Annotated in this window: 14 protein-coding genes; 3 read left to right on the top strand and 11 right to left on the bottom strand. The window is 48.9% G+C overall.

Annotated elements, in window-relative coordinates; all coding sequences use genetic code 11:
* The first annotated feature begins 733 nt into the window (after window positions 1–733).
* A complete protein-coding gene (locus J0A67_RS10280) occupies window positions 734–3,025 on the top strand; it encodes a hypothetical protein (RefSeq protein WP_206569220.1) in 2,292 nt (763 codons plus the stop codon).
* 267 nt (window positions 3,026–3,292) lie between these two features.
* Here the strand turns inward: J0A67_RS10280 and J0A67_RS10275 are convergent, their stop codons facing one another.
* The 7 genes from J0A67_RS10275 to J0A67_RS10245 form a co-directional block, all read right to left on the bottom strand.
* The gene (locus J0A67_RS10275) at window positions 3,293–5,959 is read right to left on the bottom strand and encodes a glycosyl hydrolase (protein ID WP_206569219.1); all 2,667 of its coding nucleotides are present in this window, start codon (window positions 5,957–5,959) and stop codon (window positions 3,293–3,295) included.
* 183 nt (window positions 5,960–6,142) lie between these two features.
* Window positions 6,143–7,237, bottom strand: a complete 1,095-nt coding sequence (locus J0A67_RS10270) for a fatty acid desaturase family protein (protein WP_241265135.1) — start codon at window positions 7,235–7,237, stop codon at window positions 6,143–6,145.
* A 62-nt stretch (window positions 7,238–7,299) separates the two neighbouring features.
* Window positions 7,300–7,494, bottom strand: a complete 195-nt coding sequence (locus J0A67_RS10265; RefSeq protein WP_206569218.1) for a hypothetical protein — start codon at window positions 7,492–7,494, stop codon at window positions 7,300–7,302.
* On the bottom strand, window positions 7,487–8,491 hold the full coding sequence (locus J0A67_RS10260; protein ID WP_206569217.1) for a beta-1,6-N-acetylglucosaminyltransferase: 1,005 nt from the start codon (window positions 8,489–8,491) through the stop codon (window positions 7,487–7,489). Before J0A67_RS10260 ends, J0A67_RS10265 begins: the two co-directional genes overlap by 8 nt.
* Before the next feature lie 45 nt (window positions 8,492–8,536).
* The gene (locus J0A67_RS10255; RefSeq protein ID WP_206569711.1) at window positions 8,537–8,707 is read right to left on the bottom strand and encodes a hypothetical protein; all 171 of its coding nucleotides are present in this window, start codon (window positions 8,705–8,707) and stop codon (window positions 8,537–8,539) included.
* Between the two features lie 18 nt (window positions 8,708–8,725).
* Window positions 8,726–9,076, bottom strand: a complete 351-nt coding sequence (locus J0A67_RS10250; RefSeq protein WP_206569216.1) for a cupin domain-containing protein — start codon at window positions 9,074–9,076, stop codon at window positions 8,726–8,728.
* A 467-nt stretch (window positions 9,077–9,543) separates the two neighbouring features.
* Window positions 9,544–10,101 carry a helix-turn-helix domain-containing protein gene (locus J0A67_RS10245; protein ID WP_206569215.1) on the bottom strand — a complete coding sequence of 186 codons (558 nt, stop codon included), beginning with the start codon at window positions 10,099–10,101 and terminating at the stop codon, window positions 9,544–9,546.
* Between the two features lie 154 nt (window positions 10,102–10,255).
* Here J0A67_RS10245 and J0A67_RS10240 point away from each other — a divergent pair, with 154 nt between their 5' ends.
* Window positions 10,256–10,396: a hypothetical protein gene (locus J0A67_RS10240; RefSeq protein ID WP_206569214.1), complete on the top strand. Its 141-nt coding sequence runs from the start codon at window positions 10,256–10,258 to the stop codon at window positions 10,394–10,396.
* A gap of 232 nt (window positions 10,397–10,628) precedes the next feature.
* On the opposite strand, the gene J0A67_RS10235 is transcribed toward J0A67_RS10240, so the two are convergent.
* Complete coding sequence (locus J0A67_RS10235) at window positions 10,629–11,078, bottom strand: YybH family protein (RefSeq protein ID WP_206569213.1); 450 nt, start codon at window positions 11,076–11,078, stop codon at window positions 10,629–10,631.
* A 607-nt stretch (window positions 11,079–11,685) separates the two neighbouring features.
* On the opposite strand from J0A67_RS10235, the gene J0A67_RS10230 reads away from it, so the two are divergent.
* Window positions 11,686–15,816 (top strand): PAS domain-containing hybrid sensor histidine kinase/response regulator, encoded by a 4,131-nt coding sequence (locus tag J0A67_RS10230; protein WP_206569212.1) that lies wholly within the window; start codon window positions 11,686–11,688, stop codon window positions 15,814–15,816.
* An 11-nt stretch (window positions 15,817–15,827) separates the two neighbouring features.
* Here J0A67_RS10230 and J0A67_RS10225 read toward each other — a convergent pair whose 3' ends face one another.
* The 3 genes from J0A67_RS10225 to J0A67_RS10215 are packed head-to-tail and all read right to left on the bottom strand — an operon-like array spanning window position 15,828 to window position 17,283.
* On the bottom strand, window positions 15,828–16,541 hold the full coding sequence (locus J0A67_RS10225) for a LytR/AlgR family response regulator transcription factor (protein ID WP_206569211.1): 714 nt from the start codon (window positions 16,539–16,541) through the stop codon (window positions 15,828–15,830).
* A 3-nt stretch (window positions 16,542–16,544) separates the two neighbouring features.
* On the bottom strand, window positions 16,545–16,865 hold the full coding sequence (locus J0A67_RS10220; RefSeq protein ID WP_206569210.1) for a hypothetical protein: 321 nt from the start codon (window positions 16,863–16,865) through the stop codon (window positions 16,545–16,547).
* Window positions 16,840–17,283: a hypothetical protein gene (locus tag J0A67_RS10215; protein ID WP_206569209.1), complete on the bottom strand. Its 444-nt coding sequence runs from the start codon at window positions 17,281–17,283 to the stop codon at window positions 16,840–16,842. The genes J0A67_RS10220 and J0A67_RS10215 overlap by 26 nt, the downstream gene beginning before the upstream one ends.
* Between the last annotated feature and the right edge of the window lie 183 nt (window positions 17,284–17,466).

The raw sequence follows: 17,466 nt of genomic DNA, 5'->3' as shown, positions 1-17,466 counted from the left end.
ACTTGAGGTCTAGCCCTGAAACTTCAAAGAAAGCTACGATCAGCCTGCAACGAATCCGGCAGCAAGTTGGGTGGTCAGGAGTTGTTACTCGGAAACGTTTTATTTATTGACTGAAAGCTTGTTCGAGTCAACAATGAGGTTATTCTCCCGGGGGTAAGGCAATTCCAAAAGTCATCGATGAATGCGGCTCTTCCGCCACTTGGTGGAAGGGCTTTTTTTGTTGAAAGGAATTGTACTTTTCAGACTCGTCAGGTCAGCACCAAGGATACAAATTGCAACGACAGATAATAGTCGTGCCTCCCTTGCAGCAGAATAGCGCTGTCCATGGCATGTGTTTTGAAAAACGCATTCATCCTAGACGGAATTTATGGTTATGTTTGACGCCGACTAAAGTTACAACCGGTCCCAAAATGGTTTTGTACTAATTCAGAATAGTTTTGTCTCCGAAGGAAAACGCGGGAATGATATCATGCACCTGGACCATAGATGTCATGTTGAATGCATTGAAATATCGCTCTGTCTTGAATTCGATGGGTAGAGAAATAGCTGGTTTGGGGACTGGGCTCCTTGCCATAATCACGCTTACCGATGCCCGAAAGCGGCTGTGTCAAAATTTCCGATTGTCATATGGAGCGTAGCCGATGATCGGGTTGAAAACAGAATCGTCAGCCAGCCATAGTTCATTTCTAAGGCTGTTTCGGAAAATCATAACTTTCAGATACATATCGGATTAATGAAAAAAATCGAAAGAAAAAATCAAGCTATCCTTTTGGCTACCCTGTTATCCTGCTTAGTGTTGCTGGGTAGTAAAATCAACAGCGAAGTGGTCTTCAGTACAGAATATTTCAAGGTGAAGATTGACGAGCGGGGATATGTCATTAGCATGCAGGATATCGCCACCGGTTCCCGTCGGGAGTTTAGCCCCGCAGACAAACCTTCGCCTTTGATGAGGCTGTATGATGAGGAAAGACAGCAATATTTCGAACCGATAAAGGCGGTATACAATTCTTCTTATAGCAAGCTGGAACTAAGCTATGACAATGGTTCCGTGGCTACGGTCAGAGTCGAGCCCAAGGATAAATATCTGAAGCTGACCCTGGAGTCCCTCAGCCCCCGCAACGGCGTCGATGACATCGAATGGGGTAGCATCCACACCAATATCACCAATCTTTTGGGGGAAATCATCGGGGTGGCCCGGGATACCAGCGAGGCGGTAAATTACGCCATCGGCTTAATGGCCCTTGACGAAAACACCCTCGGTGGGCTGTCCACTACCATAGGGGATGCTGCACCGTTTCAATACATCATCCACTCTCCAGATTCGACTCGGTTTCCGCTGCCCGAACACCTTCACGAGGGGCAGATTTTCACCCTTGGAGGTGACGGAATAAGCGATGTTGCGTTTTATGCGCACAAGGAGCCGTATTACCGAATCATGTATGGCAACGCCGCCGCGGTGGACCACAAGGGTCGAATTTCCATTGCCTACCATTCCCGGGATCGGGACCGTGAGCGGGAAGTATTGTTTTCCCTCATCCCCAATATGAAAGCCAATATCCCCAACCATCTGCAAGTGCAGCGGGTCCCTGGGGTGGACTTTATAGGCTCTTCCGTAGCTTTTTGGGGAAGTCCGGATGATCTTGCCCTGATGGATGTAATCCAAACCATTGTCCTGGATGAAGGATTGCCCTATCCCAAAGTCAGCGGAAAGTGGGTGAAAGATCCCGCAGCCTATAAGCCCGATGCCTTGACCCACGGAGGCCGCTATGACAGCATCCTTTCCTATACCAATAGACTGGGATTCAAAACGGTCAGCCTCTATGATCAGGGTTTCCTCAGACCTGATCGCGGAAACGAAGGATACATAGATGGAAAGGACTTTGCGAAAAAGACGATTAAACTTAGCTCAGGAGCGCTTTCCCATCGGGAGTTTTCCGATAGGGCCGCAAAGCTGGGAATTACGATCGGCCGGACCACCATTACCAATTCCATGGCTCCTGGCACAAAGGATACAAGTCCAATTCCCAGTGACAGTATATGGTATCAACAGAAACGCCTCTTGGCCAAAGAGATCAACGCAACTGACACGCTGATCTACGTCGACGATCCGACCTACTTGGATGAAATCGGGAGTTGGGAAGGGCATACCAAAGAATTGAACATCGTGAAGATAGGAAAGGAGCTGATCCACTATCTGGGCGTGTCGGAGTCTGCTCCCCATCGACTTCTAAACGTCACCCGTGGCTACTGGGATACCCAAAAATCAGCCCATAGTCAAAATGACACGATCTACAAGCTCCAGGTGACCGTGGGCTGGGGATATGAGGGTGTGGTGCCCAACTTGCAGTTGCAGGATGAGATCGCCAAACACTACGCGGATGTCTGCGCAGTCAATGGCCTGTCCTACTATGATTTTGACGGGCAGGAGTTTTTGTTCAACAACGGCCACGGCTATTACTCTACCAAGCGTTTCTTCCGGACCATGTTTGATGCCGCGGAGAAGCGTGGTGTCCCGCACATCCGATTCACCGGTGCGACGCTTTCCGAAGGGTCTTGGCACTACCAGAGCATCTGGAATGTAGGCGGCGGCAAAAACCTCTATGATGCAGAGACCAGAGAATGGGGAAGCAGCACCAGCCAGGGCAAAGACCTCAGGGATGTGACCTATGCCAATTTTTTCCCGGTAGGTATGGGAGGGAATTTCCGAATCACGGCAAACTCAAAAGTAGAAGAATACGAACACATCCAAGCCGTCTCGGTGGGAATAGGGTCGACCTATAGCTTGATCTTGAACCAGGAAGATGTGGAAAGCTGCCCCGAGAAAGACGCGATTTTTCGAGTAATCCGAACTTGGGAAAACGCTAGGTCTGCCAATGCCTTCCCAAAGGAAGTGAAAAAGGATCTGGTCAATCCCAAACGAAGCTGGAGGCTAGTTGAACTGGATCAGGATAACTGGAAGCTCTATGAGGTTATTGATGGAGTTTTGGCCAATGAGAGAATGCTGACTAGGGCAGCGGGCTATTGAAATTGTTTAGTTAGCTGCCATCCTTTATGGACGGGATTGATGACCCGGTGACAGTCACCCATCCTTCATGATTCTGTTTTGCGGATTTTTCGAATAGTGCTCTCGCTCCGAAATCCTTGCATGGAGCCATTGACTTAAAGTATGCACCAATGGAATTCTTCCCGGTAGAACAACCCCGCCCAAGAGAATTGCCTCTGGCTTAAATTTGTCCGGGGCAACTGTTATTGATGATAATTGTTTCTCAGATATAAGATGTTTCGTTCCCTCTTATCGAACTCCATCTTCATTCATTCCCTGAATTCTAAGCTCACCAATCAGTCCAGAAGGCATCGGGTTCCAGACTTTAGCGTCAAAGGGCTGATAGTCCTTGTTGACCATGTTGATCTCGTGGAAGATCTTCCATTCCTTTCCCGAGAGTTCCAAAGCTCGAATCCGGTTGGCAGAGAGGTTGGTGACTTCGATTCGAAGGCGATTGTCCTGGTCTTTGAGCTCAGGCAAGACGATCTCGAAAGGATTGGCCCAGAGCGTGCCGAGGTATTCATCGTTGAGATATATCCGGGCGCTTTCCCTCACATCGGGAAGCTGCAGCAGCCAGGCGTCCGATTTTCCCGCGGGTTTGTCAAAGCTTAACTCGTAGACAGCGGTGCCGCTGAAAGCTTCGGCTTCAGCATTCAGCTCCGTCCAGGATTTTAGCTCCGTCAGTTTTTGGGGAGCAGGAATACTAGGTCCCCCTTCCAGAAAGCTCAGCTGGTATGGCCCTGAAATCGTCTTGGCGGTTCCTGACGCTTTCCAATACACCCATTTTTCTGTTGACCCACTTTTCCCCGTCTGGATGAACAGTGACTTTCCGGCTTTGAGCTGTATTCTGACTAGCGTTTTGCCGTCGACAGTTCGGGTTTGGGCAAGCCCCGTCCTTTCTGTATCCGGGTCAAAAAGCGCATAGCTATCGCTTTTCACATTAACCGGAACAAATGCATCGACATATTGAGCCAAATGATTGACCAAAAAATAGCTGTGTCCTTCTTCGGTTTTTCTGCGAATAAATTTCAATCCACTATCCACCAGCATTTCCGCCATGATTCGTTCGGCTTTTAGGGTTTCCAACAGATCTTCGGAGACTTCCACCGCGTTGTTCATCTTCTTCAGTTGAGTCAGTCTTTGCTCCAAATCAAAGTGGCCGGGCACCGATTTGGGCTTTCCCAGAAAGATCACCTGCCCACCGGAATCTTTCAGCTCCAACAGCTTGCGAAGGGTCTCAATGGGCATATGAGCCACCTCAGGCACGATGACAGCTTGATAACTTCCGCCGGGGAAGATAATTTGTCCATTTTCCACGCGGGCACCTTGCAGAAATTCATCTGAGAAAAAGTCTAGAGAGTAGCCTTCCTTCATCAGTTTCTGGCCAGCTCGGTAAAACGGCGTCTCCAGCAGCCATTCGTTCAGGGAGTGGATCTTGAATTGGAAAAACGTATTGCCTTCGTAGTATTTTGCCCAATTGTCATAGACCGGCCAATAGAGTGCGATCTCATTGTCCGGTTGCCCGCTTTGCAGGATGCGTTGACAGTTTTCAATGTAGTTGAACAGGGCTGAAGCATCTCGCCAGATAGACAGCTGCGGACTGAAGTTGACCGAGGCATAAAACTTCCACCCCGGCCACTCCGCTTGGGGATCGGTGTAGGTGGCGCCATGGAGGAAAATATGGTTGATTCCGCTGAGAAAAAGTTCTTCCAGCTCCGGCTTGGTCTGGGAAAGCGCGGTTTTGAAATGATCGCGAAGCCATGTAAAGGTTTCCGAGGAAACCAGGGGCTTGCCTGTCATGTGGGCGGCAGAAGAAGAAAACTTGAGCATCATGGGATCTGCATCGCCCGGCCGGATATCGCTTTCTTCCCGTCTCAAACCTGGGATGTCAAAAGGCATGGAGCCAAAGGTCTCGCATTCGGGAATATCCGCTGAGGCGTAGAGGTCAAGGAGGTTGCCGGGAGATCCGTGGGCTTGGAGCTTGGTCAGAAAGCCTTTGGAATGGGCCCAAGCGGTCCAAGGTCGATCAAATTCAACTTTGAGCAAGTCGCCCAAGGTTTCCCGGTAGTCGCTGCGTACTCGGTTGGCCAGTTCAGAATCCACTTTTTCGATCAACAGATTCAGGTAAGGCTTGAGATCATAACCCCTTAGTTTTTCAAAAACGTCAAAAAAGCCTAGCGTAAAATCCGCCCCGTACACTTCGAAGCTATCGTTGAAGATTGCACGGATGGAGGCTTTCAGCTTTTCGTCATAGAGTACCACATAGTCTGTAAAGGCTGCGCGGGAATAATGGTCCAAGGTGTAGCCTTCTCCGCCGGGCGCTGCCCGCTTGACTTTCTGCCCAGTCTTGGCTTCATACACCGCGTAGACTTTTACATCCCGATCTGCTGTCCAAAGCAAGCGGTCTCCTTGTACTTTGTCACCGAGGTTGAGGTAAAAGTCCCCCTGTCCGTATGCAACTACAGCCTCCAGTTTGGAGTTTGGGTTTTGTGCATTCAACACCTGGTCAAAGGTTTCTCCGGCTTTCACCTCAAAGGATTGATGTTCTAGCCGCTTTGCTGCATGCTCAGGCTCCACCTGGGGGCCTCCGTAGGGCCAACCTGTCCCCAGCACCATATCTACCCCCATTCCGAGACTGTCGGCCAGATGCGTAGTGTATTCCAGCATTTCTAAATACTGAGGGGAAAGAAATGGTAGGAAATTTTCCTCCTGTCCCTTTACTCCATAGATGGGCGTGATCTCTACGCCGCCTATCCCTGCCTGCTGAAAGGCCGTCAACTGGGCTTTTATACCGGCTTTGCTCACTGCCGAGCCCATCCACCACCAGCGTGTCCAAGCTTTGGTGCTTTGGGCTTGGAGCGTCAAAAAGTTTAGGCAGAACAGGAGAAGAAAGAGCGCCAGTCTTTTCGTTATCATGGGTTTTTACTAGTGGTCAAGTCCTGAATATAGGACTGCCAAGCGCAATTAGCATCCTGCGCCAGCCAATAATTGCATGTGGGGAATTTTTAGAGTCGGTGATATGCAATAGGAGGTAGGGGGAGTCACGGATTCCAAGTTTGCATTGGAAGGTCGCATGTCAAATCAAGAAAGGCCTGGCAACTAAGCCCCGATCTGTTTTGGGGCACCCAGCCGCTGAAGCATCTTGATATGGCTGAGGAGCGCTCCTCCAAAAGACTTTTTGACGTAATAAGGCAAGTTGTATTCCTTGGCAGTCTGGGAGACAATCTTCGAAAGGCTGCGATAATGGACGTGGCAGATATTGGGGAATAGGTGATGCTCGACTTGGAAGTTGAGCCCGCCGATCATCCAGGAGAGCCAATTGCTTTTGGGTGCATAATTGCTGGTCGTGGCCAGCTGGTGAACAGCCCAATCCTCGCTGACTTTCCCGTTTGGCTCAGGCAGCGGAAAGGAGGTCTCAGACACAATGTGGGCGGTCTGAAACACCATGCTGATGCAGATGCCGGTGACGAAGTGCATACTTAGAAAAGCCAGGACGATGATCCATGCGGGCAGGGGAACCATGATCAATGGCAAGGCCAATGCGTAGGAATAATAGAGTATTTTCCAGGAGATGATTTTGTAGAGTGTCCTGCGAAATTCCCTTCGGTCTTTGAAGAAACCCATCTTTCGGTAGCGGGCTGCCCTGATGAAATCTTTGGCAGTGATCCACGATAGCGTGGACAAGCCATAGAAAATCCACACGTAGAGGTACTGGAAGCGATGGATCCAATAGCGCTTGGCGTGTGGGGAAAAGCGCAGGAAAAACGGCGCATTCATGTCGTCGTCCGCTTGGTCGATGTTGGTATATGTGTGATGGAGTACGTTGTGCTGGATCTTCCAGACATTCGCATTGGCACCGATGAGGTTCATCGTATATCCCACGAGCTTGTTGACTGTCTTGTTCTTAGAATAGGAGCCGTGAATCGCGTCGTGCATCACGCCCATCCCGACTCCGGCCATTCCCAGGCCAGCGGCGATGTAGAGGGCGAATAGTGGCAATGGACTAGAAACCCAGCCAGTGCCGATGATTACGAGTGGAGCAAAGAAAAGGGAGAGCATAACTACTGTCTTTACTACCATGCTTGTGTTGCCATAGATGGTTTTGTTGTTCGTTTTGAAATAGTCATTCACTCGTCCCCGGAGGGCTTTCATAAACTCGGCATTCTCTTGCCTCTGGAATTTTAGCGTTTTCATTTGTTTGTTCTTTAGGATTGAATGCCGCCACCTCGCCTGTAAGGGCTGAGCTGTGTCTGGCATCAATAGGTTTGGAGCTCGTCAAATAGGAGCTTTAGTTCAAGCCTGGTTTTCTTCAACTTCTTCGAGAGGCGATCCAGCATTTTTTCCCGCTGCCCTTCACCGAACTCAAAATCTGTGTCGAGCAGCGTCGAGAATCTCTGCTTGAGCATTGCCTTTTGCTCCCTCCAACTTCGGGTTATGATTGGTTTATCCATCGTCAAAGGGGGTTGCTAGGAGCGTTCTGGTCGTCAGACCCCCGGTTTTACTGATTTTGAACGTGCGAGTGGGCAGCGGTTGAGCTGCTGCGGCAGAGGAAATCGAGCTGAAGTCAGACTCTAGGAAGCCTTCCAGGGCCCTTAGGATACTATCGTCCAGGCCTTCATCAAATTTCCTCGCAAATAGGTCGTCAGAGCTTGCCAAAAACTCCAAGTCATCGATGGTGAAGGTCTTGGGACGGAGTTTAATTTCGCCATCCGACACCCATATAATGGCTCTTTTGTCGTCACTGACAATAGCCTCTTCAAAGGAAGTGTTCATCAACACAGTCTGGAAGAACGACTCGTCGGCGAGCAGGGTGTTGAGGTAGAAGTCCTCAAATTTCTTTACTTCCGGGCTGAAGCAGAGAAACTCACAGCAGGCTCGTGTCACGATCATCCATTGTCCTCCGATGTAGGAGGTGATGCCCTGCATGTAGGGTCTCCGGTAGATAAAGCCCTCGAAGCCATTGTGGGTCTCTGTGAAGTGGTTGTCGATCCGGTTCATGGTTTCCGGTCTCTCCTGCGCTTGGTTGTCGGCTTTTATGAAGTTTGTTCGGGGGTGCTTACCTAAGAAACCACGGATCGATCGTTGGGAATGTAGCGGGAAGTCCTGTCCGCTCAGGTTGATGAAGAAATCCCATTTAAGATTATGCGTCAGCAGGTATAGCATCCCGTTGAGTTCGGACTGTACCATGCTGAAACCTCCCCAGCCCACATTTTCCCGATCCATCACATAGGTGTTGGGATAGTCCATCAGAAAGGATTCCACGATCAAGTTGGTCTTTGGATCCGCTTTCTTGTCCACATGGATTAGGTAGTGGTTTTCCGGCTGGTAAATTGCCCTGAACAGGCGCTTAAACTGCTCCGGAAATCGGTGGACCAGTATCAAGTAGGCAATGTTCGGTAATTTTTGCAGCGCATTTACTCGCTTCGGTAGGTTTTCAAGATTTGTCATTTTTTGTTTGTGTTTTTTTTATTGCATCGGATGTAGGCGATTCCTTTAGAGCAGCTCCCTTTCGAACAGCGCCAACTCCTTTTTGTGCGGCAAAGCCACGAACACACAGTAGTAGATGCCGGCATAATACTTCCGCACCGTCAGCTCCACACTGGGATCGGCTTTCGTAGCCACCTTTTCCCCCACCTTGTATTTATTGATGTACTCGTTTTTCATTCTTTCGTGCAATGCGTTTTAAAGGTGAATGTCCTCATAGCCACTCTTGATGAGAGTGGAGAGCATCTTGAAGCGGGTATTCGCCATCAGGCTGTTGGCCGCATGGGCAGGGATAATGATCGCCTGGCCCGCTTCGAGCTGGTTGGATTTTTCGTCGATAAAGACTTCCGCCCGCCCGTCGATGATCTGGATCAGATTGTCAAAGGGGGAGGACTTGGTCTGCCAAGTTTCGCCGGTATCAAACGACGATATGGTGATATAGCCGGTGTCCTTTCTCAAGATGGACTTGGTGACTATGGATCCTGGAATATATTCCACGGCATCCACAAGGCTCAACACTTGGCCTTTTTCAAATTCAGTATGTTCCATGGGTAATTTTGGCTTGGGTGAATTGCGGGACGGATTACTTGGGGGAGAAGGCTATTCCTGCCCGTCTTTTTCCTTCCTTTTGGCGGCTTTGGAAGCCCTTTTTTCTTTCAGACTTTTAGCCGGCGCTTTTTTGCCTTGTTTCTGGTTGCCTTCTTTTTCTTTGGACATGTTGTTTGGGAGTGGCTTTCATTCAGTCAGTTAGGCGGAACTATCCACTCTTCCAAAGCTAGTCTACCTAGTCCCGATAAGCGTTACATCGAGAAAAACGGATCTTACATATATCCCACATTTGCCAAAATGTCAACCAAAGTGTCAACAAGAGGACATTGGTCGCAGAGGCTTCCTTTACCATCAGAATAGGAAAGCAACCTTGAAAAGGGGATCGTGTTCTCAAAAAAAATGGGACAATTACAACTGCAAGAAAAGGGGACGGTCTAGGCTTCGTGATTAATTTTGTCTGGTGCCTTCTAAATGTCCTCGAGATTTTGCTTGCGCTTGTTTTTCAGCTGCTTGTAAAAAGTGGGGGTGAGGCCGGTGATCTTCTTAAACTGGTTGGACAGATGGGCGACGCTGCTGTAGTGTAGCCGATAGGAAATCTCTGTGAGGCTAAGCTCATCATAGATCAGCAGTTCCTTGGCGCGCTCGATCTTGTGGTTGATGATAAACTGCTGGATCGTAATGCCTTTCACTTCCGAAAAGATATTGGCCAGGTAGGTGTAGTCATATCCGAGTTTTTCGGCGATGTAGTCCGAGTAGTTTACGGCAGGCAGCTCCTCCGAATAGTGGATCATCTCGATGATGAGGTTTTTGATCTTTTCGATGATGATGCTTTTTTTGTCTTCCAGTAGGATCAGACCCGACTTTTTGAGGTTTGCTTTCAGCTTCGAACGCTGGTCCTGACTGATCTCCGCCACCTCGGCAACGCCAAGCTCTATCCCCATGTCGGTGATCCCGAGTTTTTGCAACTCTTGCTTTACCAGCATTTTGCAGCGCAGGCTGACCATATATTTGATGTAGAGTTTCATTGGGAGCGTTGGGTTCTGAGGCTCCGGCGCCAATGCCGATCCCCGTTGCCTTATACTAGTTGATCGGATTTGCCGGGATCTTGTTCGGTTTACTTTCAGATTACCTTCAAAAGCAGTCTGAGCACGCCTACTCTAAACACGTCGAAGCAAACCGATGAACGCAACGCTGGTTGTGATGGGCGAGGAGGGAAGCGGCAGCAGCGGACCGGCGTCTGGCATGCGTGCTAAGAACTTTGCCGCATCTTGTCCCGATATCCGATCGAATTCGTTCTTTTTTTTGAGAAAAGGACAATAAAAGGGGAGGGTCAAAAAGTTTGGGCAGAATAGAAGAGTAAACTATCCCATTCTTTTCGTAATCAGGAGGTTTTGGCTTGGGGTCAGGTCGTGAAAACAGGATAGCCAAGCACAATTGGCGTCCTGTGCAATCGAATTAATGAAAGAGACATTCCTTGAGCTTCAAATGAAAAAGCATCTCAAACTGGCAGTTGAGATGCTTTTTGACGGGCTGGTGTTTTTCTGTTGCCTCACTAGTTTGCCACGATCACGGACTTTGCCAGTAGCCACTCGCTGCCCACTTTCTTCAAGGTGTTGGTGTAGCTTCCCGAGCCTACGATCGCCTCTCCGGTCCCCGCAGTTCCGTTGATGCTGTAGGTTCCTTTTGCCGTGGCTGTGCCATCAGCATTCATTTCCGCAGATCCGTGCTGTAAACTGAGCTCGACGGTATTGGCGGAGAATTCCTGGGTCATTGCTTCTTGAATTTCTGCAGAACCCTCGTTCATGCGACCGTCGCTGTAAGACCTGACCGCATCGGAGGTGTACATGGACACCAGCGTTTTTACATCCTTTTTGTTGTAGGCCTTCTCGTAACGCTTTGTGAGCGCGATCATCTCTTTGTCCAAATTTTGGGCGAGGAGGGGGGTGGTGAGCCAAGTGCAAACCAGCATCATCAACAGACCAAATTGCTTTGCCTTTTTCATGAAAGTGGAAATTAGTGCTTATGCCTACTCTATACAGTTTTCGGCTTCCCTGTTTGTTTTCAAAAGCAAAATCACGCTAACTCTCAACCCCAAAATCCAATTCATAAGTGACAAGGGAAAAAATATTGGATTCTTAGGGGTACTGGATATGGGAATCGTCAAAAATATCTCAATAAATTACCATAAACAGCCGGCATTTGCAATTTATTGGAGGCTTAAGTAGAGGGTTTTAACGAGTAGAGTCGCTAACTAAGCCGAAATTTTTTTTTCATCGCCAGTATTTTTTAAAACCGGATCTTCTGCTGTTTGGTCGCAATAATCTGCTTTTTACCACCAATGGATTTTTTTGCGTTTGCCTTGAACTTCGGCGAGTCGGTTGAATCCAATCCTGTTTTATATATTAGTCTTCAACTATGTTTCTTTTTGTTCCTTCTGCCTTAAAATGAATTTTTGTTCTGGTCAATTTTCCGGGGATTCTATGTTTTCCCAAGAACAATCCTTGGACCTTTTATCCACGCAAGAACTTGATCGGGCCTGCCAACTGGCAAGAGCCATCAGTGGATGTCCCGCGGTGCTGATGTTTTTTTACGGTGAAAACCAACCCTCCATGCAATCCAGTCTGGGGATCGGACGACCTGAGGATTTTATCCCGTTTCTCGCCTCTCTGGACAGCTCAGTGGCCAATTTTGCCGCGGTTAGTGATTCAATACTGCTGCCAGAAGGCTTCTCCTTTGCTGGCTGCCTGTGGTTGAGGGATAGGGATGGAACTGCATGGGGAGGACTTGCGCTTTTCGGTGAAAAAGGCTCGGCGCTAAACGAGACCCAGAAAAAGGCCTTGGAACTGTTGGGAGAAAACCTCTACGATTCCTTCTGCCAGAAATCGGCGATAAAAGAAATCCGAAGCTTTGAGAAGATCTTCAACCACTCCAATGACTTGGTCTGCATCGTAGATTTTGATGGCAGATTTGAAAAGATCAACCCTTCGTTCTCCACCGTTTTGGGGTGGAGCTGGGAACAGATTGGAGGCAAAAACTTTGAGGCTTTTATTTTTCCTGATGATCTGGAACTCACCAAAAAGGTGTTTGGGCAACTCCTACAGGGAGAGAAGGGGCAGCAAGTGGTCCACCGATTCCTCACGGCAAGTGGGGGCCACCGCGTCATCCAGTGGAAACCAACTTCCGATCTCGATTCGAACAGGATCTATGCGATTGGCAGGGATGTGACTGAGGAGAGGATATTGGAAGACAAGCTGAAAGAAAGCAAGCAAAGAATGAGGGAGTTTTTCGAAAACTCTCAGGGGCTCATGTGCACACACGATCTGAATGGGCGGTTTTTGACGGTGAATGCTTCGGGTGCGGCCATGGTGGGATATTCCAAGGAAGAGATTCTGGAAATGACCCTCTTTGACCTGGTACCCCAAGAACATCACGTCGGCATCCGCTATTATCTCGATCAAATCCAATCCCAAGGGAAGGCCGAGGGCAATATGTTGGTCCGTCACAGGGATGGCACGATCCGCACCTGGCTATTTAACAATATTCTTAAAACTCCCGCAGACGGAAGCGAACCCTACATCATCGGCAATGCCATCGACATCACGATCAGGGCCCGCCTCGAAAAGGACCTGAGGCTTACCAAAGCGCTTCTGGAAGAAACCGGAAAGGTAGCGAGGGTAGGTGGCTGGGAAGTGGACCTCAAGACCTACAGGGTGTCCTGGACCCCCGTCACCAAGCTGATCCATGAGGTTCCCGAGGATTTTGTGCCCAATCTTGACGAGGGCATCAATTTTTACAAAGAAGGGGAAAGCAGGGAAAAAATCAGCCAGGCGGTGAAAGAGGCGATTGAGGAGGGGACACCGTGGAATCTGGACCTACAGATTGTTACCGCTAAAGGCAATACCCTCTGGGTGAGGGCAATCGGAAATCCCGTCAGGGAGAATGGAAAAACTGTCCGCCTCGTCGGCACTTTTCAGGACATAGACCTGGCAAAGGAAGCCGAACTCGAGGCCGCCCGTGCCAAAAAGCTGCTCGTTGATGTCTTTAATGCATCTTCGGAAGTTTCCATCATCGCTATGGACGAGTGGGGAGTGATCACAGTATTCAACAAAGGAGCGGAAAAGATGCTCGGTTACTCGGCAGCGGAAATGGTCGGGAAGCAGAGTCCAACGATCATCCATCTCCCTGAGGAGATAGCCATCCATTCCCAAAAGGTTTCGGAGGAGTTTGGCTATCCGGTCACCGGAAATGACGTATTCTTTGCTCGGGCTGAGAAATACGGTTCAGAAAAGAAAAATTGGACCTATGTCTGCAAGGACGGACAGAGACGATTGGTTGAGCTGGTTGTGACCCCAATTAGGGATCTGGACCAGTCTACCATCGGCTATTTGGGCATAGCGATAGATATCACGGACAAGCGGGAAACTGAAATCGAATTGAATAACGAGAGAAGCAGGCTGACCGCTTTTGTAAAGCATACCCCCGCGGCGGTAGCTATGCTCGACCGGGATCTGGTCTACTTGGCGGTCAGCAACCGCTGGACTCAAGAATTCAAGCTCGCGGAGTCGGAGGTGATAGGCCATTCACACTACAAGTTGTTTGCCGACATCATTACCGATGAATCCTACGTCTGGCATGAGCAAGTAATGAGAGGCGAAGTGATCGGCAAGCAAGAAGAGAAAGTCATGATTGCGGGAGTCGAGGATCCCCAGTATCTCTCGTGGGAGATGCGCCCTTGGTTTCTCTACGATGGGGAAATCGGCGGCATGATGGTCCTCTCCCAAAATGTCACTGGCATGGTCAAACGCAGGGAAGAGCTACAGATTGCAAAAAACCAAGCGGAGGAAGCGAGCCGCGCCAAGTCCGAGTTTTTGGCCAACATGAGCCATGAGATAAGAACTCCACTGAACGGGGTAATAGGATTTACCGACTTGGTGCTCAAGACCAAGCTTACCGATACGCAAAACCAATACCTGACCATCGTCAACCAGTCAGCAAATGCTCTCCTCAGCATCATCAACGACATCCTGGACTTTTCAAAAATCGAGGCAGGGAAGCTGGAGCTTGACCTCGAAAAGACCGACCTCTACGAACTTGCCTCCCAGGCGACGGATATCATCACTTACCAGATCCAGAAAAAGGGGCTCGAACTGCTCCTCAACGTGGCGACGGAGCTGCCCAGATTTATCTACGCTGACTCTGTGAGACTCAAGCAGGTGTTGGTCAACTTACTTGGGAATGCTTCCAAGTTTACCGAAAAGGGGGAAATAGAATTGAAGATAAGCCCACTGGAGGGTGAGGAAAGCCGGACAACGATTCGTTTTGAGGTTCGGGACACCGGTATCGGGATCCATCCCGACAAGCAGGCGAAGATATTCGAGGCCTTTTCCCAGGAGGACAGTTCCACCACCAAGAAGTATGGAGGCACAGGATTGGGTTTGACCATCTCAAACAAACTTCTCGGATTGATGGACAGCGGGCTACAGCTCCGTTCCAAACTGGGTAAGGGAAGTACATTTTACTTTGACGTGACTTTCCCTTCGGAAAAAGGGGAGCCCATCGAGTGGGTTGGACTGGAGACTATACAGCGTGTATTAGTGGTGGACGACAACGAAAATAACCGAACGATAGTCAGCCAGATGCTTCGTCTCAAAAACATCAAAACGACCGAGGCCACCAACGGATTCGAGGCCCTTCAGCTTTTGGCGAATGGAAAACGATTTGACGTAGTCTTGATGGATTACCACATGCCTTTCATGGATGGGATAGAGACCATCCGCAAGATCCGGGAAACCTTCGATGGGCATCTTGAGGACATGCCCATTCTGTTGCTGCACAGCTCCTCGGATGATCAACGGATCATACAAGCCTGTCGGGAGTTTGGCATCAAGTTTCGCCTGATCAAGCCACTGAAGATACAGGAGCTTTACCATGCCTTGTCGCACCTCTCCGAGAAGCAGGAGGCGGTCGAAACTACAGTGGAGATTCCCACACCCAACACGAGACTGGCCAAGATTCTCATCGCCGAAGACAATCCCATCAACATGCTTTTGGCGGAGACTATCCTGAATAAGTGCCTGCCCAACGTAGTCTTGTCCAAAGTCGAAAATGGCCGACAAGCGGTGGACTTTTGCCAGAGTGAAGCGCCAGACTTGATTTTGATGGATATTCAAATGCCGGTCATGAATGGCTACGAAGCTACCAAACATATTCGTCTGATCCCCGGCTGTGCGGAGGTGCCGATCGTAGCGCTGACTGCCGGCAATGTCAAAGGGGAAAAGGAAAAATGCCTGGAGGCTGGGATGGATGATTTTGTGGTGAAGCCCGTGGTAGAACAAACCCTGAGCCTTGTTTTGGACAGATGGCTCACGACTAGTAGTGTTTCTTTGGAAGAAGGGGTCTTTCCCAAGGAGAAATCCAAGCACTTTGATCCAGAAAAGCTGGCTGCCTATGCGGACGGAAACGTGGATTTTCTGAAGAAAATCCTCATTATCGTCAAGGATGAACTAAAAGGCTCCTACGAGGATCTGGAAAGGCAGCTGAAGATGAAAAACTTGAACGAGTCCAACGAAGCTGGCCATAAGCTATATGGAACTTCCGTGAGCTCGGGATTTGATGTCTTGGCCACCTTGGCCAAAGAACTGGAGCTTGCTGAAAAGTGGGAAGAACCCTTGATGCCGGATCTGATAGCCAAGATCCTCAGGGAAATTGAGATCGTTTCCCAACTTATCCAAGGAGAGTAGCGGGAGATATCCTAGATTAGATTCAGCTTTTCCATCAGTGCTTGGCGCTTGGCCCTGCTAATGGGGATCACCGACTTGTCTATGAGTATCGTGTTGTCCTGGATATCAATGATCTGGTTAAGGTTGATGAGAAAGGACCGATGCACCTGGAAAAACACATCTTTCGGGAGCTTCTGGAAAATGTTGGAAAGGGTAGTGTGTACCTTGTGGTCAATTCCTTCGCCTTTAATGCTGATGTAGTCACCCTTGGCTTCTATATAAGATATCTTCCGCGCTTCTAGCTTGATCAGCTTTTTGTCGATGTTGATGTAAAGGTGCTGTGGGGAGGTATCCGACTCTGGGGCTCTTTTGTCTTTAGGCTTCCTGTCGACTTCCATGATCTTCCGAGCCTTGCTTACCGCCTTTTTAAACTTTTCAGGCTGTATGGGTTTTCTCAGAAAATCAATGATGCTTTCGTAATCAAAAACCTCCGCTGCCTGCTCGATATCGGAGCTGGTGATGATTATCAGGGGAGGGGATTTCAGAGTTTGGATAAACTCAAAGCCCGAAAATCCAGGCATGTGGATATCCAAGAAGATGAGGTCTACACTTCTCTGGTTTAAAAACTTAAAGGCTTCAATTGGGGAAGAAAAACTCTCCAACAGTTTGATGTCGGACTCCTTTTCACACAAAAATCTCACAATCTCCCTCGAGACGCTTTCATCGTCCAAAACAATACAATCCATGTACTACTCTTGGCTATTTTCGAGGAATTTAAGGATTTTATTAACAATTTCATTGAACTCATTCAGATAAGTGGTTTTGCCTTCCCTCAGCAGGTTTTCGTGCTTGTCTGCAAGTTTCAGGGATTCAGCCATTTGCAGAAAAGCGATTTTTTGATTGATGCGGTGTACGATCTCTGCCGCCCAATGATAGTTCTTGAGCTCTGTCGCATAATGATACAGATCAAAATCCTTCGGAAGCTCGTTCAGGATGATTTTGATGATCCTCTTCTTAAACTCCGGGTTTCCTCCGGATAGCTGGTCAAGATAGCTGAACGTAGGCTGCATGGTTGCTGGGATTAGGCACATAGGTAGACTGATAAGAAGCGTTGCCAAAGACGGACTGAACGGATCCTTTATAAAAGGAAAGGCTGTGAACCGGAAGGATGTCAACTGTAGAACTGTGGATCTGCAGCGTAAATATCCAGTGTGTCCTAGACTTGGTATGGGAGATCTGTACTGACTGGCGTCCAACGAGGCTGGCCTTTGAGTACAGACAGGCTGAAATAAACTCGGAAAAAAGCCTTTGGACCAAAGGACGCTTGCCGTAGATCAGGGGCAACGTGGTATCAAGCTTTGGGATGTAGGAAAAGAGTACCCCCGATTCTTTAAAAATGCCAGCGAAAAGCTCATAGGTGTCGATGAGTTCTTCCCGAACATTAATCTCGGTATGTGGATGGGAAGGAGGACGGCTTGCTGGTTTCATGTGCTTAGAATCGGGGGGTTATTTCTGGTGATTGAACAACTTTTTTCCCTTTATGTACCCAAAATTAACACCCCCCAATTTTAGAAAAGACAATCTGCGCTAGATGCAGTTTACCTATAGACGAAATGCGGATAGCTTGCGACGAAGCCGGAGGGGAACGGCACAAGTGTAGGTTAGACGAAA

Origin of the sequence: Algoriphagus aestuariicola (assembly GCF_017254835.1) — a bacterium.
GTDB classification, from domain to species: domain Bacteria; phylum Bacteroidota; class Bacteroidia; order Cytophagales; family Cyclobacteriaceae; genus Algoriphagus; species Algoriphagus aestuariicola.
The sequence above is the reverse complement of the archived record's forward strand: the minus strand, read 5'-3'. Positions and strand labels throughout refer to the sequence as shown.

Coding starts and splice junctions, on each gene's coding strand:
- J0A67_RS10280 (WP_206569220.1), top strand. CDS start 734: ATGAAAAAAATCGAAAGAAAAAATCAAGCTATCCTTTTGGCTACCCTG.
- J0A67_RS10275 (WP_206569219.1), bottom strand. CDS start 5,959: ATGATAACGAAAAGACTGGCGCTCTTTCTTCTCCTGTTCTGCCTAAAC.
- J0A67_RS10270 (WP_241265135.1), bottom strand. CDS start 7,237: ATGAAAACGCTAAAATTCCAGAGGCAAGAGAATGCCGAGTTTATGAAA.
- J0A67_RS10265 (WP_206569218.1), bottom strand. CDS start 7,494: ATGGATAAACCAATCATAACCCGAAGTTGGAGGGAGCAAAAGGCAATG.
- J0A67_RS10260 (WP_206569217.1), bottom strand. CDS start 8,491: ATGACAAATCTTGAAAACCTACCGAAGCGAGTAAATGCGCTGCAAAAA.
- J0A67_RS10255 (WP_206569711.1), bottom strand. CDS start 8,707: ATGAAAAACGAGTACATCAATAAATACAAGGTGGGGGAAAAGGTGGCT.
- J0A67_RS10250 (WP_206569216.1), bottom strand. CDS start 9,076: ATGGAACATACTGAATTTGAAAAAGGCCAAGTGTTGAGCCTTGTGGAT.
- J0A67_RS10245 (WP_206569215.1), bottom strand. CDS start 10,101: ATGAAACTCTACATCAAATATATGGTCAGCCTGCGCTGCAAAATGCTG.
- J0A67_RS10240 (WP_206569214.1), top strand. CDS start 10,256: ATGAACGCAACGCTGGTTGTGATGGGCGAGGAGGGAAGCGGCAGCAGC.
- J0A67_RS10235 (WP_206569213.1), bottom strand. CDS start 11,078: ATGAAAAAGGCAAAGCAATTTGGTCTGTTGATGATGCTGGTTTGCACT.
- J0A67_RS10230 (WP_206569212.1), top strand. CDS start 11,686: ATGCAATCCAGTCTGGGGATCGGACGACCTGAGGATTTTATCCCGTTT.
- J0A67_RS10225 (WP_206569211.1), bottom strand. CDS start 16,541: ATGGATTGTATTGTTTTGGACGATGAAAGCGTCTCGAGGGAGATTGTG.
- J0A67_RS10220 (WP_206569210.1), bottom strand. CDS start 16,865: ATGCAGCCTACGTTCAGCTATCTTGACCAGCTATCCGGAGGAAACCCG.
- J0A67_RS10215 (WP_206569209.1), bottom strand. CDS start 17,283: ATGAAACCAGCAAGCCGTCCTCCTTCCCATCCACATACCGAGATTAAT.